Annotated in this window: 21 protein-coding genes; 11 read left to right on the top strand and 10 right to left on the bottom strand. The window is 37.2% G+C overall.

Annotated elements, in window-relative coordinates; genetic code table 11:
• The first annotated feature begins 14 nt into the window (after window positions 1–14).
• The 6 genes from AC106K_RS17640 to recG all read left to right on the top strand — a co-directional run bounded on the left by AC106K_RS17640 (window position 15) and on the right by recG (window position 7985).
• Window positions 15–1769 carry a peptide MFS transporter gene (locus AC106K_RS17640; RefSeq protein WP_185288885.1) on the top strand — a complete coding sequence of 585 codons (1755 nt, stop codon included), beginning with the start codon at window positions 15–17 and terminating at the stop codon, window positions 1767–1769.
• 59 nt (window positions 1770–1828) lie between these two features.
• Window positions 1829–2821, top strand: coding sequence for a PDDEXK nuclease domain-containing protein (locus AC106K_RS17645; RefSeq protein ID WP_482446759.1), 993 nt, complete (start codon window positions 1829–1831; stop codon window positions 2819–2821).
• Window positions 2822–2844: 23 nt separating this feature from the next.
• On the top strand, window positions 2845–4380 hold the full coding sequence (locus tag AC106K_RS17650) for a peptide MFS transporter (protein WP_482446760.1): 1536 nt from the start codon (window positions 2845–2847) through the stop codon (window positions 4378–4380).
• 42 nt (window positions 4381–4422) lie between these two features.
• A complete protein-coding gene (locus AC106K_RS17655; protein ID WP_047096581.1) occupies window positions 4423–4956 on the top strand; it encodes a thioredoxin family protein in 534 nt (177 codons plus the stop codon).
• 202 nt (window positions 4957–5158) lie between these two features.
• Complete coding sequence (locus AC106K_RS17660; RefSeq protein WP_482446761.1) at window positions 5159–5785, top strand: hypothetical protein; 627 nt, start codon at window positions 5159–5161, stop codon at window positions 5783–5785.
• 109 nt (window positions 5786–5894) lie between these two features.
• Complete coding sequence (gene recG, locus AC106K_RS17665; RefSeq protein WP_482446977.1) at window positions 5895–7985, top strand: ATP-dependent DNA helicase RecG; 2091 nt, start codon at window positions 5895–5897, stop codon at window positions 7983–7985.
• A 601-nt stretch (window positions 7986–8586) separates the two neighbouring features.
• On the opposite strand, the gene AC106K_RS17670 is transcribed toward recG, so the two are convergent.
• The 4 genes from AC106K_RS17670 to dapA form a co-directional block, all read right to left on the bottom strand.
• Entirely contained in the window at window positions 8587–9033 is a 447-nt protein-coding gene (locus AC106K_RS17670) for a response regulator (RefSeq protein WP_482446763.1), read from the bottom strand.
• Window positions 9026–9607, bottom strand: a complete 582-nt coding sequence (locus AC106K_RS17675; RefSeq protein ID WP_482446765.1) for a helix-turn-helix domain-containing protein — start codon at window positions 9605–9607, stop codon at window positions 9026–9028. Before AC106K_RS17675 ends, AC106K_RS17670 begins: the two co-directional genes overlap by 8 nt.
• 293 nt (window positions 9608–9900) lie before the next feature.
• On the bottom strand, window positions 9901–10398 hold the full coding sequence (locus AC106K_RS17680; protein WP_482446766.1) for a GNAT family N-acetyltransferase: 498 nt from the start codon (window positions 10396–10398) through the stop codon (window positions 9901–9903).
• Between the two features lie 150 nt (window positions 10399–10548).
• Window positions 10549–11421 (bottom strand): 4-hydroxy-tetrahydrodipicolinate synthase, encoded by an 873-nt coding sequence (dapA, locus tag AC106K_RS17685; protein WP_047096575.1) that lies wholly within the window; start codon window positions 11419–11421, stop codon window positions 10549–10551.
• A gap of 185 nt (window positions 11422–11606) precedes the next feature.
• On the opposite strand from dapA, the gene AC106K_RS17690 reads away from it, so the two are divergent.
• The 4 genes from AC106K_RS17690 to recO are packed head-to-tail and all read left to right on the top strand — an operon-like array spanning window position 11607 to window position 16252.
• The gene (locus AC106K_RS17690; RefSeq protein WP_482446767.1) at window positions 11607–12365 is read left to right on the top strand and encodes a 5'-nucleotidase C-terminal domain-containing protein; all 759 of its coding nucleotides are present in this window, start codon (window positions 11607–11609) and stop codon (window positions 12363–12365) included.
• Window positions 12365–13315 carry a bifunctional metallophosphatase/5'-nucleotidase gene (locus tag AC106K_RS17695; protein ID WP_482446768.1) on the top strand — a complete coding sequence of 317 codons (951 nt, stop codon included), beginning with the start codon at window positions 12365–12367 and terminating at the stop codon, window positions 13313–13315. The genes AC106K_RS17690 and AC106K_RS17695 overlap by 1 nt, the downstream gene beginning before the upstream one ends.
• Before the next feature lies 1 nt (window position 13316).
• Entirely contained in the window at window positions 13317–15566 is a 2250-nt protein-coding gene (porZ, locus tag AC106K_RS17700) for a type IX secretion system anionic LPS delivery protein PorZ (RefSeq protein ID WP_482446770.1), read from the top strand.
• On the top strand, window positions 15566–16252 hold the full coding sequence (gene recO, locus AC106K_RS17705) for a DNA repair protein RecO (protein ID WP_482446771.1): 687 nt from the start codon (window positions 15566–15568) through the stop codon (window positions 16250–16252). The genes porZ and recO overlap by 1 nt, the downstream gene beginning before the upstream one ends.
• Before the next feature lie 144 nt (window positions 16253–16396).
• Here recO and AC106K_RS17710 read toward each other — a convergent pair whose 3' ends face one another.
• The 4 genes from AC106K_RS17710 to AC106K_RS17725 all read right to left on the bottom strand — a co-directional run bounded on the left by AC106K_RS17710 (window position 16397) and on the right by AC106K_RS17725 (window position 21108).
• Entirely contained in the window at window positions 16397–19063 is a 2667-nt protein-coding gene (locus tag AC106K_RS17710; protein ID WP_482446772.1) for an MGH1-like glycoside hydrolase domain-containing protein, read from the bottom strand.
• 69 nt (window positions 19064–19132) lie between these two features.
• Window positions 19133–19942, bottom strand: coding sequence for a glucose 1-dehydrogenase (locus AC106K_RS17715; protein ID WP_482446773.1), 810 nt, complete (start codon window positions 19940–19942; stop codon window positions 19133–19135).
• Window positions 19943–20014: 72 nt separating this feature from the next.
• Window positions 20015–20488 (bottom strand): GNAT family N-acetyltransferase, encoded by a 474-nt coding sequence (locus tag AC106K_RS17720; protein WP_482446774.1) that lies wholly within the window; start codon window positions 20486–20488, stop codon window positions 20015–20017.
• Between the two features lie 2 nt (window positions 20489–20490).
• Complete coding sequence (locus AC106K_RS17725) at window positions 20491–21108, bottom strand: DUF1684 domain-containing protein (protein ID WP_482446776.1); 618 nt, start codon at window positions 21106–21108, stop codon at window positions 20491–20493.
• Between the two features lie 131 nt (window positions 21109–21239).
• Between AC106K_RS17725 and AC106K_RS17730 the strand changes: the two genes are divergently transcribed.
• A complete protein-coding gene (locus AC106K_RS17730; protein ID WP_482446777.1) occupies window positions 21240–22820 on the top strand; it encodes a GMC family oxidoreductase N-terminal domain-containing protein in 1581 nt (526 codons plus the stop codon).
• On the opposite strand, the gene AC106K_RS17735 is transcribed toward AC106K_RS17730, so the two are convergent.
• Together AC106K_RS17735 and AC106K_RS17740 are read right to left on the bottom strand one after the other, a co-directional pair.
• Window positions 22817–23683 carry an AadS family aminoglycoside 6-adenylyltransferase gene (locus tag AC106K_RS17735; RefSeq protein WP_482446779.1) on the bottom strand — a complete coding sequence of 289 codons (867 nt, stop codon included), beginning with the start codon at window positions 23681–23683 and terminating at the stop codon, window positions 22817–22819. The two genes, AC106K_RS17730 and AC106K_RS17735, sit on opposite strands and share 4 nt — an antisense overlap.
• 5 nt (window positions 23684–23688) lie before the next feature.
• On the bottom strand, window positions 23689–24090 hold the full coding sequence (locus AC106K_RS17740) for a hypothetical protein (protein ID WP_047096564.1): 402 nt from the start codon (window positions 24088–24090) through the stop codon (window positions 23689–23691).
• Window positions 24091–24097: the final 7 nt, after the last annotated feature.

Raw genomic sequence — 24097 nt, forward strand, 5'->3', positions numbered from 1 at the left:
AATTAACAGTAAAAATGGATAATATTGAAGCATTGAGTCCGAAACCGGATGAATTTGTAGAGAATAAGAATTCCAGACATCCAAAAGGGTTATGGGTTCTTTTCGGAACGGAAATGTGGGAGCGTTTCAACTTTTATGGGATGAGAGCACTTCTGACGCTCTTCATGGTAAATTCCTTATTAATAAAAGAAGCGGATGCGGCGATCATTTATGGTGGATTCTTAGCTTTGTGTTATTTAACACCTCTTTTAGGAGGATTTATTGCTGATAAATATATCGGAAACAGATTCGCCATTATCGTGGGGGGATCACTTATGGCAATTGGTCAGTTTTTACTGTTCATCAGTGCCTCAACTTTTTCTGCGGATCTTGGAAGTGCCAAGCTTATTATGTGGCTGGCTTTATTTGTTATCATTTTTGGTAATGGATTTTTCAAACCGAACATTTCCTCAATGGTGGGAAGTCTTTATCCGAAGCAGGAAAAGTCTAAGCTGGATTCAGCATTCACCATTTTCTATATGGGGATCAACATCGGAGCATTCCTGGGTCAGTTTATCTGTCCTTACGTAGGGGATGTAAAAGATGCTACCACCGGAGTAAGAGATATTTTTGCTTTCAAATGGGGATTCCTGGCAGCATCAATTGCAATGTTAGTAGGAACTGTAACATTCTTTATCCTTAAAAATAAATATGTTGTCACTCCGGAAGGAAGACCTATCGGAGGATTACCAAAAAATAACAGTACTGCAGATTTCGAAGAAGGAGAATCTCAGACAGCTAAATTCTCTGGAGTATCTCTAGGAATCACTGTAGGTATATTTGCTGTTCTGTTCTTCGTATTCAGATATTTACTGGTAGGAGAACTTGGGTTCAACTCAATGGAAATGGGACAAATGATCAAAGGAATTATCTATCCTTTCATCTATGCAGCAGGTATTTCCTTAGCATTCCTGATCATGTCTTCTGCTGAAAACAAGATTGAAAGACAAAGAATCTGGGTAATTTATATTGTTTCATTCTTCATTATCTTCTTCTGGGCTGCATTCGAGCAGGCAGGATCTTCGTTAACGTTTATCGCGGATAACCAGACAGACAGAAATATTTTCGGATGGAATATGCCGCCTTCAATGGTTCAGATCTTTAACGGGATCTTCGTAGTTATTTTGGCTGTTCCTTTCAGTTTATGCTGGGATAAGCTTAGAGCTAAAGGAAAAGAGCCGGTATCTCCATTCAAACAGGCAATGGGATTAGCATTGATCGCTCTTTCTTATTTCATCATTGCACACAATGTAAAAGATCTTGGAAACTCAGGATTATTAGCCATCAAATGGTTAATGTTACTTTATTTCATCCAGACTTGTGGTGAGCTTTGTCTTTCTCCAATTGGTTTATCATTGGTAGGTAAATTAGCTCCAAAAAGATTTGCTTCATTATTATACGGTGTTTTCTTCATTTCTAACGCTGCCGGTTATGCACTAGCAGGTTCATTGGGAGCGCTTATCCCTGCAACAGGTGATAAGTTTAAAAAAGCTCAGGAAATAGGCGTTAACTTACAGGATGTTTTGGACAAAAAAGTAACCTTGACAGCTGACCAGGTAGCAGCATTTGAAAAGGCTCAGTTACCATTACACAACCCTACATTCGTAGGATTTGAAATCCACAACTTATTTGAATTCTTCATGGTATTCGTAGTACTTTGTGGTATTGCTTCTGTAATTTTAGGCTTACTTTCACCGATCTTAAAGAAAATGATGCACGGTGTAAACTAACTGCATTAACAAAATATGAATAAAACCTCTGCCAAGTCAGAGGTTTTTTTTATTTTCGTATGATGGAAATTTCCGAAGATTCTTTATTCCAATCCGTAAAGGAAATCATTAGACAGTCGCGCGAAAAGGTATTTCGAATAGCGAATTCTACTCTACTGCTTACTTACTGGCAGATTGGAAAATTGATTGTGGAAGATGAACAACAAGGTAAAGAACGTGCTGAATATGGAAAGTATACGTTAAGAAATCTTTCTCAAAAGCTTACTTTAGAGTTTGGAAAAGGGTTTGATTATACCAACCTATCTAACATGCGTAAGTTTTACACCGCATTTCCAATTGTTGACACATTGTCTCAACAATTGAGCTGGTCTCATTACAGACTTCTTTCCAGTCAGGATGACAAAAGTAAAAGACAATATTACCTTAATGAAGCCGTACAAAACAATTGGAATGTACGTGACCTGAAAAGACAGATCAATTCTCTCGCTTACGAAAGAGTTCTTGAACATAAAAAATCCCCTGCTGAAAATATCCAGAGTGTTTTAAAAGACCCCTATATTTTTGAATTTCTAGGTTTAAAAGCAGATGAACAGTTTTCTGAAAAAGAAATCGAAACCGCCATTATCGACCACATTCAAAAATTTTTACTGGAATTTGGAAAAGGGTTTGCTTTTGTTGCCAGGCAACAGCACATTTCTACAGACACTTCAGATTTCTATATTGACCTTGTATTCTACAACTATATTTTAAAATGTTTTGTCCTTATTGACCTGAAAACAGGAGAACTTTCCCATCAGGATATTGGGCAGATTGATATGTATGTAAGAATGTACGACGATCTGAAACGTGGCGAGGGAGACAATCCTACCATTGGAATTTTACTATGTTCCGAAAAAGACGAGACGATTGTAAAATACTCGGTTCTCAATGATAAAAATAATTTATTTGCCAGCAAATACCTGCTGTACCTCCCAAAAGAAGAAGAACTGAAACAAATCATCGACCAGGACAGAATTCGCTTTGAACTGGATCAAAATAATAAAAAACCTTAATTAAAACTTAATCATACATCATTATGAGTGTAACTTTAGATGAAATACAAAATTTCAAAGGAAAATATCCCAGACAGATCTGGAGCCTGTTTTTCTCTGAAATGTGGGAACGCTTCTGTTTCTACGGAATGCGGGGAATGCTTACTTTTTTTATAGTAAATGTGCTATTTGAAAACTCGCATTTAAAAATTGCAGAAAAAAATGAAATTGCTAATCTGCAATATGCTGCAATTCAAGCATTCGTTTATGCATTTACTTTCTTAGGAGGAATATTTGCTGATAAAATTCTCGGTTTTAGAAAATCTTTGTTTTGGGGAGGTATTTTAATGATTGCGGGAAGTATTATCTTATCGATCAATCCACATGAATATTTTTTCCTCGGAATATCTTTTACTGTAGTGGGAACTGGTTTTTTCAAACCTAACATTTCAACAATGGTTGGCTATTTATACAAACCTGATGATGAAAGAAGAGACGCTGGTTTTTCACTATTCTATGCAGGAATCAATTTGGGAGCTCTAATTGGAGGTTATGTATGTATTGCAATTGGTAAAGGAGAAATGCTTTCAAATTATATTCCAGAAAACCTGAGATGGAATATTGCATTTAGCCTTGCTGCTTTTGTAATGGTAATTAGCTTAATTAATTTCGTATTTACACAACGTAGACTTGGAACAATAGGATTACAACCAGGGCATCCGATGTCAGATAATCCCGAAGCTAAAATCAGCAAATGGAAAGAATATGCTGTTTATATTGGAACCTTCGCTTTGATTCCAATTATTCAAATAATGGTTCATAAAACAGAATATACAGATTACTTCATGTATATCATTGGGCCACTTACCCTAGTTTATTTATTTTATGAAATGACAAAGGTAACACCATCTGAAAGAAAAAAACTTTTAGCTGCTTTAATTTTTATACTCTTTTCAATCTTATTCTGGGGAATTTATGAACAAAGTGGAGGCTCGTTAAGTATTTTCGCGGCAAACAATCTTAATAAAGACTTATTGGGACTAGATCCAAATGGTGTTAATAATTCCGGAGGTGCCTTTTTCATTATATTTCTTGCTCCCATATTTGGTTTATTATGGCTTTGGCTTGGAAAGAAAAAAATTGAACCTAATACCATAATTAAATTCGGACTAGGGTTTCTATTTCTAGGATTAGGTTATTATGTTCTTTTTGCTACGAAATTTTTTGCGAATCTACAGGGTATTACCTCCCTAAATGTATTTACAATTGCACTTCTTGTTATTACATTTGGAGAGCTTTGTTTATCTCCAATTGGACTTTCAATCATGACTAAACTTTCCACAAAAAACTTACAGGGAATGATGATGGGAATGTGGTTCTTAGCGTCAGCATATGGACAGTATGTAGCTGGGCAAATCGGAGCTGGAATGGCAAAAGTTAAAGATGGAGCAACAAACTATGATGCTTTGATCACTTATACTGATGGATATAAACAATTGGGATTATATGCTATAATTGCCGGAGTGGTATTAATTTTGATATCTCCGTACGTAAAAAAATTAATGCAGGAGGTCAAGTAGAAAAATAAGTAATTATGCTTATTTTTACGTAAATATCAAATTATGAAGAAAATTTTAAGCATAGTTCTCTTATTACTATTAAATTTTAGTTTTGCCCAGGTAAAATGGATGACCATTGAAGAAGCTTTAAAAGCGCAAAAGGAAAATCCTAAAAAAATACTGATTGACTTTTATGCAGACTGGTGTGGCCCTTGCAAAATCATGGACAAAAAGACATACGGACATCCCGTACTTAGCCAGATTTTGAATGAGAACTATTATCCTGTAAAATTCAATGCAGAGGAAAAGAAAAGTATTGAGATTTTTGGAAGAAAATTTTCCAATCCCAATACAGAACAAAGGAAAGGAAGAAACTCACTGCACGAGTTTACTCAGTATATGAATGTAGGGGCTGTCCCGAGTACCGTATTTCTGGATGAAAATGGTGGCCCTATCACCATTTTGCAGGGGGAATTGTCTGCCAAAGAACTGGAACCTTATCTTGAACTGATCTCAAAAGATCTCTTTAAAAAGATCCGCTCCAGAGAACAGTGGGAAGATTACCAGAAGAAATTCAAATCTAAAATCAAGGATTAAACTTTAATCCTTTAGGATAAAAAATAAAAAGGCTTATGGAATGATCTGTAAGCCTTTTTCATATATACCCACTAAATACAGTGTTTTCACCCTATATATTCCATAAAAATCCTCTAACTGTTATTCTAATAAATATCAACCTTTGTTGAAGAGTTAAGGAAGGCTCTCTTTCTATTTTATTTAACTAAACAACAAAGACATCATGAAAAATTTAAACATCCTGAAATTGATTCTATTTATTTTTATGTATCAATTTTCAACCGCTCAAAAAGTAGAAACAGTTTCTACCGTAAGTAGTTCTAAGGCTATAAGATCTTTAAAAACTATGAACGAAGATACTCCTATTGCAAAATATATAGATGGGAGTCTGACATTTTCAATGTCTAAAGAAGTACTTCAAAAGGCTGTACAGGAAGCTGTAAAAGGTTTCAACTCCAATATTACAGTAGAAGATGTTAAAATTGCAAAGACTAATATCGGAACCTATTATCTGGGGATTGTGGCCAGTAATGCCTCTATGGAAAAAGCCACTATATTTCTACCGATAAGTAATACAGGAAATTCACCGGATTACTTTTTTGTTCCCGGTCCAGGGCATGTGGTTACCTGTATCAATATTGTAGGCTGCCCTAACAATTGTTCTATTGTAAAATATGGTCCCCAGAATCAACTCACAGGTTGCAATTGTGGTGGTTTCAATCCTGGCGAGTTACCTGCAAACGGAAATAATTCTACTGTAGGGTGCAATTTCAAGATCAACAAATATATTTTAGAAAAGGAACTTTGTATGGCCATAAAAATAAAAATTGTAGCTCTTCTGGAGCCATAATCCTATCGGAAACGACCTTTATTCTAACAAAAAAACCTTTTAAAAAAATTTTAAGAGGTTTTTATTTATACTAAGTTTTAACGATATTCGCACTTGTAAATTCACAGTTCTGGAACTGAATACCTCCATAGAATACGTAAAAGGAATAGGTCCTGAAAGAGCCAAACTCATTAAGAGTGTGTTAGGATTATCTACCGTAGAAGATATGCTGAACTTCTACCCTATCCGCTATCTGGATAAAAGTAAAGTTTACAAAGTATCCCAGCTTCAGGAAGAAAGCAGCCAGGAAATTCAGCTGAAAGGAAAAATCACTCAGGTTCAGGAAATCCAGACCGGGAAAACCAAAAGACTGTCGGCGAAGTTTAATGATGATACCGGCAGTATGGATCTGGTATGGTTCCAGTATTCAAAATGGCTGAAGGAACAGTTACCCATTAATCGGGAAGTGTATATTTTCGGGAAGATCAATGTCTTCAACCGGCAGTTTTCGATGCCGCATCCGGAAATAGAAGCTGTAGAGGAAAAGAAAGAGGGAGATACCCGTCTGAAACCGATTTATCCAAGTTCCGAAAAATTGACCAAAAGAGGGCTTAATCAAAGATTTTTTCAGAATGCATTAAAGAATATCTGCAAAGAAATTCCCAATCTGATTGAGGAAAATTTTCCGGAATACCTGATGAAAACGTTCAAATTCATGTCAAGACAGCATGCCTTTCTGAATGTTCATTTTCCCAGAGATATGGAACATTTTGACAAAGCTGACTTTCGGTTAAAATTTGAAGAATCTTTCTTTTTCCAATTAGGATATGGCTTAAAAAAGCTACACCACAAAACACAGTCCTATGGTAATCCGTTCCCTATTATTGGGGATCATTTCAACGGTTTTTACGAAAACCATCTTCCTTTTGAGCTCACCAATGCACAGAAAAGGGTTTTAAAGGAAATCCGGATGGATATGAAAAGACCGATTCAGATGAACAGGCTTTTGCAGGGAGATGTAGGATCAGGAAAAACAATGGTCGCATTACTTACCATGCTTATTGCCATGGATAACGGATTTCAGAGTTGTATGATGGCTCCTACTGAAATTCTCGCGCAGCAGCATTATAACGGAATTAAAGATCTCCTTGAAAAAACGGGGATCAATGTCCGTCTTTTAACAGGTTCAACCAAAGCTGCCGAAAGAAGAATCATCCACGAAGAGCTTGAAAACGGCACTCTTTCCATATTGGTGGGAACTCATGCTGTGCTAGAAGATAAAGTTAAGTTTAAAAACCTTGGTTTAGCTATTATTGATGAACAGCACCGGTTTGGGGTTGCTCAACGGGCTAAACTTTGGGCTAAAAATAAAATTCCGCCCCATATTCTGGTCATGACCGCCACTCCTATCCCACGAACGCTGGCGATGAGTTTTTATTCTGATCTGGATGTTTCTGTCATCGATGAAATGCCTGTGGGAAGAAAGCCTATTATCACCGCTCACAGACGTGAAAAAGACAGACTTTATGTTTACAATTTCTGTAAGGATGAAATCAAAAAAGGAAGGCAGGTTTATTTCGTATATCCATTAATTGAAGAGTCAGAAACTTTAGATTATAAAAATCTGATGGAAGGGCTGGAGCATGTGATGGATTATTTTTCAGAATACAATGTCACCATGCTTCACGGAAAGATGAAACCGGATGAAAAAGATGCTGCTATGACTTATTTCGCTTCCGGAAAGGCTGAAATTATGGTAGCCACTACGGTAATTGAAGTGGGCGTAAATGTTCCCAATGCTTCTGTAATGGTGATTGAAAGTTCGGAGAGATTCGGTCTTTCACAGCTTCACCAGTTGAGAGGGCGTGTAGGAAGAGGAGCCGAACAAAGCTACTGTATCCTGATGACTTCTGATAAATTATCTAAAGAAAGCAGAACCCGTATCAAAACAATGACGGAGACCAATGATGGTTTTAAAATTTCTGAGGTTGATATGCAGCTCCGTGGTCCCGGTGATATTCTGGGAACGCAACAAAGCGGTGTAGTAGATTTTAAAAGACTGGATCTGATCAATGATTCGGCGATCATTAAAACGACCAAAAATACGGTTGAAAAAATTCTGGAAGCTGATCCTATGCTGACCAGACCAGACAATCTGATCATCAAAAACTATTACATCCGGTACTACAAAGGAAAAAATAAGTGGAGTAAAATTTCATAAAAAAAACCGCAGAAAAATTTTCCTGCGGTCCCCTTATAAAACTGTTATTTAGAAGAAATTACTTTTGGTCTGCGTAAAAAATTTATTTTAATAGTTTTGGCTTAATATTTTGTGATGTGGTGTGAAAATACTTATATATTATTTGAATAAATCAAGGCCGCCACTATTAAAATAAATTATAAAAAACAAAATGAATTATTTTTCCAACTTGCTTATTATAAAAACTAACTGTGTGTAGCAGGAGATGAGGGAATGAAACGAATAAAAATACCTCCAACTACCTTAAGTTTTCATGATTGTACCGTTTTGTTTAAAGATCTTCTATGCTTTAAAATTGGAAATCAATATAATTCATTTTGTTAACTAACATCGTGATATATATATTTTGTTTTTTCAGAAACAATTAATCTTCATTCATCTGCATCTTCTATATAGTCAAATTTGTGTCACTGAGCTTACTGATACAAATGTCAGAATATTAATCGAAATCTATTTTATATTATTTTAATTATTAGTTATAAAATTTTCACTTATTTGTGAATAGTATGCTGTAAATACAAATCCCTTCTTGCGCATTAAAATTAAAAAAATCAAGTATTCATCATACTTTCAGGATAAAGTTCTCTTTATTGAGTCCTGAAGTATAGTACTGCCAATTGATCGTAATCACTTCGGCAAGCACCTTTTTTAAGGTATCAAAAGATTCAGTTTTTTTCATATAAATATTAGCACCTTTTACAAAAATATCTTCAATTTCAGCTTCAGGTATTGGCTCGGAATAAATAGCGGTTAACATATTGCTGAATTTCAGATCTGCCCGAATTTCATCCAGACATTCCATACTGTCTTTTCCGGGAATTCTGTATTTTATAAAAACAAGTTCAGGAACTACTGCATCATCATTATTCAAATATTCCATCAAACTTTTTCCGTTGCTGAAGCATTGAACTTTTATAGAGATTTTCAGCTCTTTCAAAATATTTTTAAAAAAAATCAAAGTGTTTTCGTCGTTATCTGCTACTATGACGTTCAGAAATTCTTTATTCATACTGCATTTTTGGATTTATGGCCGCGCTTTGGGCTCTTCTTCGCCTCCCTACAATTTTTTGAAACTGGGAGGGCGTGATTCCAGTGGTATTTTTAAATTGGGTACTTAGGTGGGCCACACTGGAGTAATTCAGTTTGTGGGCTATTTCTGTAAGGCTCTGTTTATTTCGAATGATCAGAGCTTTTGCATGTTCTATTTTCTGAAGAATAATAAAATTTTCTATGGAAGTATAAGCTACTTCAGAAAACAGGTTAGAAAGGTACCCATAGCTGTGGTTCAGTTTTTCAGAAATATAAATGGATGCCTTTACCGGAATGATCTCATCAGAAAAAACAAGCTCTACAATAGCATCTTTTATTTTCTGAACCAAAGCGGTCTTCTGACTTTCTATGATCTCAATACCATATTCGCCAAGATTCTTTTTAAAAAGATGATGTTGCTCCTGGGTAAAGGGTTCATAGAATTCCACTTCACCAAAATTCAGCAACCGGTACTTCAGACCGTGCTCTTTAAGTTTCTCGTCCAACACCTTTTTGCAAAGGGCGTTGAAATCAAATTTAACATACATTTTCATCCTAGTAATAAATAAGCCAAATTTTTAGTAAATATAATAATTTATTTCAATTAAAAGTGAAATAGGCTTATATTTTTTCAACATTACATAAATACAAAAAACTCCTGTATCTGAGAATACAGGAATTTAAACACTAAGGATGAAAAAAATATACTGATAAAAAGCTATGTCAGCTCAAAACCAAGCATATGAATGTATTGTTATAAGTGATTTGGTTCTGAAGCAAAGATGGTTCAAAAAAAGAAGTCACCTGTTATAGAATTACAGGATAAAGTTACAAAATTTTAAGTCATTTATATGTGAATTAGAAATTCCATCAAATAATCGTCCATTACAAACCCGTTGCCAATATCAAAAACACCCTCGTCATAAACCTTGTATCCCTGAGATTCATAGAAATTTCTGGCAGCATTATGTTTATTGACATTCAGAATAATCCTTTCGTTACCATTTTCCGCGACTTTATCGTTGAGAAACTGAAGGGCTGCTTTTCCCAAACCTTTTCCTTTGCTTTCCGGAACCAGGTAAATACGGTGCAATTTCGTGGTTTTTTCTTCATAATCATGTTCATACCCGATAAAGCCTTCATAGGAATCCTGATCCTGAATCAGGTAATAATGATAGGCAGGATTCAGAAGATGGTTTTTAATTTCGTTCTCGGAATACATTTCGGAAAGCATATAGTCCATCTGTTCTGCTGAAAGAATATCTGCATATGCATTTTCCCATGACCTTCTGGCCAGATTCTGAATCAAAGGAATGTCTTTTTCTGTTGCTTGTATAAATTTCATATTCTTATAAAACTATTATATTGTGCTATGATGATTAAAAAAAGTGAAAAGCCGGAGCCTTTCACTTGAGTTTATTTTGAATAATGATCATTGAAAATCACCTGAATTTGCAATCCATTGCTGAGTATTCATTGTTCACTTTTCTTTTTTTTAAATGTTGCTCATTTCAGCTTTAATTTTTGCATAAAGTCCTTCTGAAGCAGCAACTAAAGGAAGTCTTAAATAATTTTTAATGATTCCCTTTTCAGCCAGAATTACTTTAATACCACAAGGATTTCCTTCTGCAAAAATAAGACGGGTAATTTCTACCAGTTTGTTGTGAATCTCATAAGCTTCATTCACTTTACCATCCAATGCCAATTGTACCATGGTAGAAAATTCTTTCGGATATGCCTGTCCTATTACAGAAATCACACCGTTTCCGCCTGCCAGTGTTACTGGAAGTGTATATTCGTCATCTCCGGATACTAAAGAAAAACCTTCAGGTTTCTTTCTCAGAATATCAAAATACTGTAAAATATTCGGCGCCGCTTCCTTGATCATGAAAAGGTTAGAAAACTCTTTTGCAAGACGGATTGTAGTATCTGCCTCAATATTCTGTCCCGTTCTTGAAGGTACATTATAGATGATAATCTTTTTACCGGTAGATGCTAAAACTTTATAGTGCTGATAAAGACCTTCCTGATTAGGCTTATTGTAGTACGGTGATACGGAAAGTACAGCTTCAAATGCAGAAAGATCTGCCTCCTCAATCTGTTTCTTGACCTCCAGAGTATTGTTGCCGCCAATTCCCAATACCAAAGGAAGACGTTTATTATTTACCTTAATGATATGCTCAATTACCTGTTTCTTCTCTTCATCAGAAAGCGTTGCGGCCTCTGCCGTAGTTCCCAATACTACCAAATAATTGGTTCCGTTTTCAATATTATACTCCACCAGTTTTGTCAAACTATCGAAGTCAACGGATAAATCTTCATTAAAGGGTGTTACCAATGCAACACCTACTCCTTTTAAAATGCTCATCTGTTCGAATTATTTTTGTCAAATTTAGTCATTTACCTTAAGAATTTATAATAAATAATAATGTTTTATTATACATATAGTTATATTTGCATATACTAAAAGATTGTATGAAATCGTTATGACCGAAATTGTTTACAAAAGAATCAGCGATTGCATATGACCTTATAAAAAATAATTTGCAACATATGAAAAATAAATTCTTATTACTAGGAATTGCCCTGGCCTCGCTTACTGCCTGCAAAACAGCTTCTACGCTACAGCTTGCAGAGGTGAAGACCCAGAAAAATATTTCTATTAATAATGAGCTGAAAAATGATGAGGAGTTTGTAAAGTTTATTGCACCCTACAAGCAGAAACTGGACAGAGAAATGAACCAGAAGATCTCCCATACGAATGTAGATCTTACAAAGCAGGGGGACAATAGCAATCTGGGAAATCTTCTAGCCGATTATACCCTTGAAGGCGGTGATCAGTGGGCGAAAACTCATCTTAAACAGAATGCAGATGCCGCCCTTATCAATATCGGAGGAATCCGTACAACGATCGGGAAAGGAGATATTATGCTGAAAAATGTTTTTGAAGTAATGCCTTTCGAAAATGAGCTGATCATTGTAAAAATGAAAGGAACAGACTTACCAGCGCTTTTTGAATATTATGCAAAAACACAGGTAAACAATCCGGTTTCTCATTTATATATTGAAACCAACAACGGGCACCTGACTCAATCTTTGATTAACGGAAAAGCTATAGATCCGAACAGAGACTATTATATTGCCACTTCGGATTATCTTGCGCTGGGGGGAGATAATATGAAATTCTTTGCAAAAGGAGAAGCTATTCCTACAGGAGTGAAACTCAGAGATCTGTATATTGAATATTTCAAGAAAAATCCTGAAATTGTTCCCAACACAGATGTTCGTTTAAATTTTATCGGTAAGAAGTAATGGATAGAAAAAGTTTTTTAAAAGCAATAGGCGGCGGATCTTTAGCAATGGCTTTAGCTCCCAATATGATGATGGCGGAAGAATTGAAAATCCTTGATTTAAAATCCGCAAATAAACTGACCATTCTTCATACCAATGACCAGCACAGCAGAATAGAGCCTTTTGATGCAAGCTATACCAAAAATCCCAATCAGGGTGGTTTTGCAAGAAGGGCAAGCCTGATTCAACAAATCAGAAATCAGGAAAGCAATGTGTTACTTCTTGATTCCGGAGATATTTTTCAGGGAACCCCTTATTTCAATTTCTTTGGCGGTGAACTGGAGTTTAAATTAATGTCCATGATGAAGTATGACGCTTCTACCATGGGAAATCATGATTTTGATAATGGACTGGAAGGTTTTCTGAAGGTACTTCCTAATGCAAATTTTCCGTTTATCTGCTCTAATTATGATTTTAAAAATACCATCCTGGACGGAAAAACCTCGCCCTACAAAATCTTCAATAAGAACGGGATTAAAGTAGGAATTTTCGGAGTTGGAATCCAGCTGGATGGTCTTGTAGGCAAAAAACAGTATGCTGAAACCGTTTATAGCAACCCTATCGACGTTGCACAGCATTATTCGAATTTCCTGAAAAAAGAGCAAAAATGCGACCTTGTTATCTGCCTGTCCCACATAGGCTATGATTACAAGGAGGAGCCTACTAAAATAAGTGATAAAATATTGGCTGCCAATACTGAAAATATTGACATTATCTTAGGCGGTCACACCCATACATTCCTTCCGGAGCCTCAAACCTTCACCAACAGACAAGGGAAAAACGTACTTGTCAACCAGGTGGGATGGGCAGGTCTTCTTCTGGGAAGAATAGATTTTTATTTTGATACAAACAAAAACGTACAGCATATCTCCTGGAATAATCAGGTAATAGACAGCAGCATAACAGCATAATATGAAAAAACTCTCTATAATTTCTCTTGGTATTTTAGCCTCTCTGCAGTTTACTAAAGCACAGGTCATCTCATCCAAAAAATGGGCGGATCTTTTTTCCTACAACAATGTCATCGCTATGAAAGAAGACAATGGAAAGATTCTGGCAGCCACAGAAAACGGAATATTCTATTATACAATATCAACGGGAGAAATTACGAAGTTGTCTAAAGCTAACGGATTGCACAATATCGGGATCACCGCTTTCGATTATAATCCGAAAACAAAAATGGGTCTTATTGGATATGATAACGGTTCTATGGACGTTATTACTCCGCAGGAGATCAAGTATGTTGTCGATATACCTATTGCTGCCGGCTATAGTGGAGATAAAAGAATCAACCATATTTCCATCAATGGAGATCAGGCAGTGATTTCTGTAGGCTACGGTGTTTCTATATTTAATATGACGAATAAAGAATTTGGAGATTCTTCGTTTTTCATTTCGGGTGGTGCTTACGAAGCGAGTAACGAAGCCACCATATTCGGCAATAAAGTATATTCTGTTACCAATAGTGGTCTGAAAAGCCATGAACTGAATACGACCTTTCCGGTATACACGACTTGGACTAAGGAAGTTTCAGGTTCTTTTAAGCATATAGATTCGAAGTCTGAGCTTGTATTTTCATCCGCAACCAATGCATATATCTACAACAATGGTGTCCCTATCCAGCTTCCTACTGCTTTCGGGAATATCCGGGATCTTGTTATCTCATCCAACAATATTGTAGTGACTGATACCAGGATTTATACCTATGGAATGAATGGAGTGGCTTTAAATGCGGTAAGCCCTGGGGAAGAGTGTAATACAGCCATTATAGCCGGCGGAAAAATATTGAGCGGAACGGTATTATCAGGAATAAAAGACGAAAGTAACAATACCTATAAACCTTCCGGCCCACAGTTCAATTTCGCTTATAACATCAATTTATTCGACAATAATCAACTCTTGGTGTCCTCTGGTGCCAGAATCAACAACTATAACCACCCTGTTAATAATCCTAAAAAACCAGGATTCTATTACTTTAACGGCACAGAGTGGATTTATCCTTCATTTTTCATCAATAATCCAAGATATATCAATGTACTGGATGCGATCTTAAGCCCATTTGATAGTAATGAGGTCTTATTTACCAATTATACAATGTTTGATAATGGGGTCTACAAGATGAAATATAATGCCAGCAATAAAGATTTTGATCTGGTAAAATATTATAATTTGGCGGCTAATCCTTATACCCGTCGACCGGTAGGTTTTGCTGTGGATCCACAAAATAATCTTTTTGTATCTGTCGGATTTAACAACGGAGTAGCAGCTTCTATGGGAATCTATGATAAAGCCGCAGATGACTTTACTATAAAACCACTTGTACTTTCAAGTGAAACGACACAGAAACCTGTTTTTTATGAAAACATGCTGTGGGTTCCGCTACCACGATCGAATAACTTCTGGACCTACGACTATAAAAACCCTGCCAACCTTTCCGATGATACAGATTATATCATGGGAGAAGCGAATGGATTTCCGGAAGGAACAGTCTCTGTAGCATTCGATAAATCCGGAGATGCCTGGATTGGCACCTACTCTGGGATAAGAGTATTGCAGAATGCTGCATCCGAAATAAAAACGCCACAACCTAAGGCAGAACCTATCATCATCGAACAAAATGGCCTTGGTGAAGAGCTTTTCAGAGAATCCCTGATTTTACAGATCACCGTTGATACCGGAGATCACAAATGGGTATCTGTAGACGGAGGTGGAGTCTATTATCTGTCTCCTGACGGTCAGAAAACGATCAAACATTTTACCAGAGAAAACTCTCCCCTTCCTACCAACAGTGTTACAGACATCAAAATAGATAAAAAAACAGGAAAAGTTTATTTCGTTACCTATAATGGTATTGTAACTTACCAGGGAGATGTAGCGGACGTAACAGCCAACTTCGGAGATGTTCTTGTCTATCCCAACCCTGTCGTTTATTCTAATTTCAAAGGAAAAGTGACCATCAAAGGCCTGGCAGAAAAAACCAATATAAGAATCGTTGATGCTGCAGGAAATGTGGTACATTCAGCAGTGGCGAGAGGAGGATATTATGAATGGGATCTTAACAATCAGAAAGGAGCAAGAGTGGCTTCAGGAATGTATTTTGTTCTGATGACCAATGAGGACGGATCTGATAAAGCGACAGCCAAAATAGGAGTGGTCAATTAATGAATTCACAAAACGGTTTTTTACTTTCATTCATTAAATACGGAGAGAATGATGCAATACTGCATTGTTTCACAGAAGAAGAGGGTTTTCAGAGCTATTTTTTAAAAGGTATTTATTCTAAAAAGAATAAAAAGAAAGCCCTTTTACAGCCACTGAACAAACTCAACTTTTCCATTAATCCATTGAGGGGTAATGGAATTCCTTCTGTTTCAAAATTTGAACTGGTTCATACTATTGATATGTATACCGATATAAAGGCGAATACTGTCATATTCTTCATTTCAGATTTTTTACGCCAGATCCTTAAATATGAAACTAAAAATGCTCATATCTATTTTGAGATTGATCTTTTGATTAAGGAGCTGACCCATAAAAACTATCAGGCGCATCTTCTTTTTTTGCTTGCCGTACTAAAGATTCAGGGAGTGGCTCCTTTATTGGGTGATGGAAATTTTTTAGATCCGGAAACCGGAAATTTTTCTGCCAGCCCCAGCCACCAAATATTTAATGAAGAAGTTTCAATATTGTGGAAAACGGCATTGAGCACTGAAAACCTGTACACAACCAAAGTACATTCTTCTTTAAGAAAAGATTTTCTGGACAGTCTTCTGGTCTACTATCATTATCATATTACGGACTTCAAAACTCCGACCTCACTGGAAGTCATACAACAGATCTTTGAATAATTAAAAGCAAAGAAAGCTGATAACCGAAGACTAATAAGCAGATACAGTATTCCCTATTTACCTATTTTCCACTTTTACCACCTCATCTATCAGACTCTCTTTACTTTTGAGTTTTTATTTGTTCTTTTCACTTTATAAGAGTTTTCAGTCTCCTTTATCTTTTATATCTTCAGGCATCTCTGTTTCAGATTCGGCCATTTCTTTTTTAGAAAATCTCGGTTGCAGAATTTTGGCAATAAGCCCTGTCCATCCTGTCTGATGTGATGCTCCTACCCCACGGCCGTTATCTCCATGAAAATATTCATAGAACAAAATATAATCTTTAAAATCAGGATCGGTTTGAAATCTTTCATACTGCCCGTTTACAGGACGTTTTCCGTTTTCATCTTTCAGGAATATCTTCGCAAGCCGTTTATTCAGTGAATCAGCGATCTGATCCAGATTTGAATAATTTCCGCTTCCTGTAGGATATTCCACCAAAAAATCAGGACTGTAATAGAAGAAAAACCGTTGAAGGCTGTCTATGATCAGAAAGTTGATGGGAAACCACACCGGCCCTCTCCAGTTGCTGTTGCCACCGAAAATTCCGCTATCGCTTTCTGCAGGAGTATATTTTACACAATAATCTGTTTCATTAAGGTTCAGGGTATAGGGGTTATTTTCATATTCTTTAGAAAGAGCTCTTACCCCGTAATCACTTAGAAACTCTTCCGGATTCAGCATTCTTTTCAAAAGTCTTTTTAAGCGGTGTCCCCGAAGCAGTGATAAAAGGTGCTTGGAATCCTGTCCTTTAACTTCCCATCGGGAAACAAGGGATGCCAGTTCAGGTTTATTATCCAGTACCCATTTCATTCTTTTTTTAAAGTTGGGTAGATTTTCAATCATTTCATCATCAATGACCTCAACGGCAAACATGGGGATAAGTCCTACGATGGTTCGCAATTTTAAATACATGTGGGTTCCGTCACTGGAAGCTATGGCATCATAAAAAAACTCATCCTCTTCATCCCAGAGACTGAAATTTTCATCCCCCATATTATCCAGTGAGTTGGCAATAGACAGAAAATGCTCGAAAAATTTCATCGCCATTTCTTCATACACATTGTTGTAGAGTGCCAGTTCCAAGGCAATCCGCATCATATTCAGGGCAAACATAGCCATCCAGCTTGTTCCATCTGCTTGTTCCATCTGCTCACCGTTGGGAAGAACAGAATTTCTGTCGAAGACCCCAATATTATCCAATCCTAAAAAGCCTCCTTCAAAAATATTATTTCCATTGGTATCCTTTTTATTGACCCACCAGGTAAAGTTCATCAATAACTTCTGAAAAGCACTTTCCAGAAATTCCAGATCCGGTTTATCGTTTAGATACTCGTCAATTTTGAATACTCTGAAAACAGCCCAGGCATGTACAGGAGGGTTCACATCACTTAAGTTCCACTCATAAGCAGGTAGCTGCCCGTTAGGATGCATATACCATTCAAAAAGAAAAAGTTTCAGCTGATGTTTGGCAAAATCCGGATCTATGAGTGAAAAACTGATGGTATGGAAAGCCAGATCCCAGGTAGCATACCATGGGTACTCCCATTTGTCAGGCATAGAAATGATATGCTCATTATTAAGATGCTTCCAGTCATAGTTCCTGATCTTTTCACGGGATTTTGGAGGTCGAATCTCAGCAGGATCACCTTTCAGCCATTTTTCAACATTATAATGGTAAAACATTTTATTCCACAACATTCCGGCAAAAGCCTGTCTCTGTACCAGCTTTTCATCTTCTGAAGCAATTCCTTTCTGAATTTCAGCATAAAAATCATCCGCTTCCTTATGCCTCGATTCAATGGTTGTCTCAAAATTACTGAAAGGGTCTTTTAATTCTTTATCTGAAATTCTGAATTCAAATACCTTGGATTCCTTGCCTTGAAAAGATTCTTCAATAAAAAAAGAGGCCTTTGTTCCGGTATTTTTAGGATTTATTACTTGTGAATTTCCAGTCAATACAAAATCATTGATCCCGTCTTTGCAATATCTTGATTCATTAGGAGACTGATAAAGCCTTTCATTATTGCTTTCATTGTCACAAAACAACACCTTTGCAGATTGCCTGGCGTATATATTTTTTATTTCAAGATCCTGATGATTAATTTTTATATGGTCCGCTTCTTCTGCAGACAACTGAGGTTTATAATCATCATAGCCCCAGTTCCAGGTATTCCGAAACCAGACGGAAGGTAATATGATAAGAGGAGTTTCTTTTTCTGATTTATTGATAACAGTGAGTCTGACGAGTATGTCGTTCTGACTTTCTTTGGCATATTCAATAAAAATATCAAAGTATTCATTATGATCAAAAATACCTGTATCGATCAACTCATATTCCGGTTCGTTCTTACTTCTTTCTGCGTTGGTTTTTATCAGATCTTCGTATGGAAATTGATTTTGAGGATACTTGTACAGCATCTTCATATAAGAATGGGTAGGTGTAGAATCTAAATAATAGAAATATTCCTTCACATCTTCCCCATGATTCCCCTGCCCGTTGGTAAGGCCAAAGAAACGTTCTTTGACCATTTTATCTTTTTTGTTCCAGAATCCCACAGAGAAGACTAACTTTTGAAGATCATCACAGATCCCGCATATTCCTTCTTCTCCCCATCGATACGTTTTAGCTTCTGCCGTATCATGGCTGGTAAAATTCCATGCATCTCCATTTTCACTGTAATCTTCACGCACGAGTCCCCATTCACGGTTGCTGACGTAAGGTCCCCATTTTTTCCATGAAATATCTGAAATTCTTTCTTTTTCTGACATAAATCTTGATTATGAATAATGAACAATCTTCTCAATCAGGCAGGAAACAGCTTTAAGCCAGAAGTTTCTCTACCCTCCGGTCGAAAAGCTTTCAAACGTGGTCATTCCGCCATCAACGAAAATACTGGTTCCGGTGATGTAGTCTGCAAGGTCACTGGCCAGAAATGCAGCCAGGTTTCCTATATCCTGAGGCTGCCCGATCCTGTTGTAAGGAATGAGTGTAAGGAGCGAATTGAGTGCTTCCGGCGTACTCCATGCATTTTTATTGATTGGGGTTTGGATGGCTCCCGGGCAAATAGAATTGACCCTGATCTTATCTGCACCATACTCCTGAGCCAGAGTTTGCATCAGCATTCTGATTCCTCCTTTGCTGGTAGCATAATTGGCATGTCCTGCCCAGGGAATGATTTCATGCACAGAACTGATATGAATAATCTTTCCACAAGCCATGGAACGGGATGGATCTATCCCCCGGCGCAGAAATTCTTTAATGGCTTCTCTTGCGCAAAGAAACTGACCTGTCAGGTTTACCCCGATCACGGCATTCCATTGGTCCAGCGTCATTTCAGTGAATCCGGCATCTTTCTGAATACCTGCATTGTTGATCAGAATATCCACGGTTCCGAATTTAGCAACGACATCCTGAAACATTGTGATCACCTGATCTTCTTTAGAAACATCGCATTGGTAAGTGATCCCGTTTCCACCAGCATCCGTAATTTCTTTTAATACGGTTTGAGCTTCTTCCAAAGATCTTTCTGAAGAGTGATTGACGATGACAGTAGCCCCTGCTTCTGCTAAAGATTTTGCAATTCCTGAACCTATTCCGCTGGAGGCTCCTGTAATGATAGCGACCTGATTATGAAGTGATATTTCCATGTTCTGAGTTTGATGTTACTCAAAGTTATGGAAAGAAATCTGCAGATCGGAGATTATAATTTTAAAATTTTATTAAAGTTTTTTATACATCAGATATTGAGGACCGCTTCGCCCGATTCTGGTTTTCCCGTCATAAATATATCCCGCTTTAAGATAGATATGATAAGCGGGTTCATTTTGCTGGTTGACTGCCAGTACCAATTCATCACAGTCTTTGAAATTCTCCCTTACAAAATCATCAAGCTTCAGCATTGCCGTTTTTCCGATCCCTTTTCCCTGCATTTGAGGATTGACGGATAAAGAACGTATCAAAGCTGAACTGACATTATCCGTAAGTTCCAGTTTATCTTTTCCAAAATCAAGGACAAAAAAGCCTACAGGTTTACCCTCGTCAAAAATGGTGACCGGGAATGCATCATCGTCTTCTCTTGCCTCAATACTTTGCAAAGCCTGTTCAGCTGAAGCAGTGAAGCGCAGCTGATTTTCATCTAAAGCATAACTGACCCCCGGCAGGTCTTCCGGTGTGAAAAACTTTAAGTGAATCATAATTAGTGATGATAAATATCTTCATACATTACCCCGGCACGAATCTCAACAGGGAGTTTATTTTCTTCAGGAACAACCGGACAATTGTAGTCATAGGCATTATAAGCACAATACGGCTGATAAGAAAGGTTAAAATCCAATACAATGGTATTTCCTTTCGGAATTTTCAGATCCATATATTTTCCGCCGCCATAGGTTTCCTTCTCATTCGTTGCATCCCTGAACGGAAGAAACAGATGGTCTTTATATTTCTTTTGTTTGATCAGATCCAGACTTTGGTATAAAGTTACCGTATAAGGATTTCCGTCTAAGGTAAACGTCGCTTTTCCATACTCCTGATAAGATTTTGTTTTCCCTGAAGAAGTAGGAAGATCAAATGGTTTCGGATCTTTTGTTTTTACAAATTTTGCTGTTACTCTGTATTTCATATCCACCGGAAAGAAAGGGTGTTTTTTAAAATTTTTAAAATTATCACCTCTTAGTGGAGTCTCTTTCGGATTAAGATATTCAGCATTAAGTTCTTTCTGAAATTTCTGAACCTCGGCTTCTTCCTTTGAGAACTTTTTTTGAGAAAAAAACCATAGAGGTAGAATCAAAAAGAGCAAAATATATTTTTTCATGAATTTAAAATTATAAGTAAAGCTATGAATTTCTACCCTATCAAAAGTTAAAATTATAATAAAAAAGTATAATCTGTTTTAAATACAATTCTCTGCAATCTGTCTAGCATAGTTTTTGAGAAACCAAGCCCATGGACAGAAAGAAATTCATCAAGACCAGCGCTTTGGCCATCTCCGGTTTTTATTTTCTGCAATCCGATCTTTTTCGGGCAGCAGAACGAAGAATCGAAACAATAAAAGAAACCGTAGAAGCCCCCATTATCATTATAGGAAGCGGGTATGGTGGTGCAGTATCGGCTTTACGCCTTTGTGAGGCCGGAAAAAAAGTCCTGATGCTGGAAATGGGTCTTAACTGGGAGAAATCCGGAATCCCGTTCTCCAATCTTCTAAAACCGGGTAAAAGCTCAGCATGGCTGAAAAAAAAGACGATTGCCCCTTTTATGAATATTTTTTCACTGACCCCTTTTACGGGAACACTGGACCGGTTAGATTTTGAACATATCAATATCTGGGTAGGAAGAGGTGTAGGAGGAGGCTCACTGGTAAACGGCGGAATGGCTGTAACTCCTAAGGAAGATTATTTCAAAGAGGTTTTCCCGAATCTTGATGCTGAAAAGTTTTATCAACACTATTTTCCCAAGGTACATGAAGAGCTTAAGATAAATGTTATCGATGAACAGTTTTTAAAAGACTGTCCTTATTACAAATTTACCAGAGTAGGTGAAGGAGAAGCCCATAAAGCAGGTTTTAAAACCATAAGGGTTCCGAATGTCTATGATTTCAAATACATGGAAAAAGAATTCCGGAATGAAGTTCCCCGCTCTGCCCTTAATACGGAAGTGATCTATGGAAATAATCACGGGAAAAACAGCCTGGATAAAACCTATCTGAAAAAAGCGCTGGAAACCGGTAATCTGGAAATCCTGGACCTCCATCGTGTGGATCAGATTCAACTGAATGAAGACAAAAGCTATACCCTGAATGTGCAACAGATTGATACTTCAGGCAATATTACAGCTGATAAGACTTTTACCTGTAAAAAACTGATTCTTGCAGCTGGAACAATGGGTACTTTACAACTGATTCTGCGGTCTAACGCGATGAATGGTCTGCCTGTTCATGACCAGATTGGAAAAAGCTGGGGAAATAACGGAAATTTTATGACCGGAAGAAATTGGGTAAAGCCTCTTTCCGGAGGTACAGGTGCCCAACAATCCACAATTCCCGTAGGAGGAATTGATAACTGGGAAGATCAGGAACACCCTTTTTTCACAGAAATTGCCCCATTGCCTATGGGAATGGATGTTGCTACAGCATTGTATTTATTGATCAACAGGGTGGATAAAAAGGGAGAAGTAGGCTATGATAAGACGAAACAGATCCTGAAACTGGATTGGAATGAGACTCATACAGCCAAAATGAGAGAAAACGCCAAATATTTCGTCCGAAAAATGAATCAGGCCAACGGAGGGACCAGAAGTCATTTTCTTTTCAATAATGGCTTTGGCGCAGACATCTGTTATCATCCGCTTGGAGGATGTGTGCTGGGTAAGGCAACCAATGAGTTTGGAAAATTGAGAGATCATGAAAATCTATACGTTCTGGACGGATCGTTGATTCCCGGAACCATCGGCGTCAATCCGTTTGTAACCATTACCGCAATTGCTGAATATTGTATTGAAAACCTGATTCTGCAGAATGAATTTGCTTAAGACATTGATTTTACTTCTTTAAGATAATTCCGAATGTCTTTTTCAAGGGTATGGGGATATTCAAAGTTGAGTTTTTCCGCCAATGCTGTACCCAGTTCATGTACCAGATTAGCACAAGCTAATAAAGCATCCCAGTTTTCTTCAATATCACTCCCGGAAAAGGTAGCTTCTACTCTATTCCAAAGGTCATCAGAAAGGTATTTTGGGAAAAGCCTTCCGTGTTTGTTGGTGGTGATATTATGCCAGTCATGATCAGCGGCGATATACCATTCGACCAAAGGAACCAGATAGTCTGTTCTCAGAATATTTTCAGACATAAATTTAGCATAGAAAATATCTCCCCGTTTCAGGCATTTCGCCACGTAGGTGGTATCCCACCAGAAATCATTCAACAATTGCTTAAATTTCTTTTCTGAAGGTTGATGAATCATGACCGACTGATAGGTAGGAGGTTTCAGATCCCTGGTAAGCCCATCTTTATCAAGTAAAACTTTATAACCGACATCCCAGTCATCGGGAAGTTTTTCTTTTTTTATTTCTGTAATGAATTCTGAGGTCTGGTACAATTTAAAGTCAACTTTTACATGATCTTTATACAGGACCATTTTCATCGCATGTACCCCATCGAATACCGTATCATCTTCTTCAATCATAGAAATAGGATCACCGAAAAGGTTGAGCCAATCGTTATTGACCTCGTATGCTTCTCTGTTGTCAAAAACCAGTTCCACATCAAGGTCACTGAAGTCATCTACAGGAGCATAAGGATTTACCAGCGAACTTGTCAGAAGAACAGCACGAATATCCGGGTTATTTTCTGCCCAATGAATGATCTGCTTCAGTTTTTCTTCCCGTACTTTCATGCTGGTTAATAAGATTCTGATATTTTCACCCGATAGATGTCTGATGAGTTTCTTTTAATTGATTCTACAAAAAAACCGCCTTCCTCAGGAATCACTTCTTTCAGATCAAAACTTTTACAATCCTTCGGAAGTCCTGAAAATATAAGGGTAAACCAAAAATCTTTCATAAAAGGAACAGGCGTCCAGTAAGGAGAAATGGAAATATTTTCAGCATGAATCAATTTGCTCCTATGCTCAGACTGATTGTCAAAAAGATAGGTCGAATGCCAGATCCTGATCAGGTTTCCTAAAAAAGGGGATGCCGGAAAGCAACAATGCACAATCACCTGCCTCTCCTCTTCTGTTTTGGCCTGAAGAGACTCCAGGAGTTCTTTTGCAATGACTGGCTTTACAACTACTTCTTCCACGTTGTTA

It is taken from the genome of Chryseobacterium sp. FR048 (genome assembly GCF_056844665.1).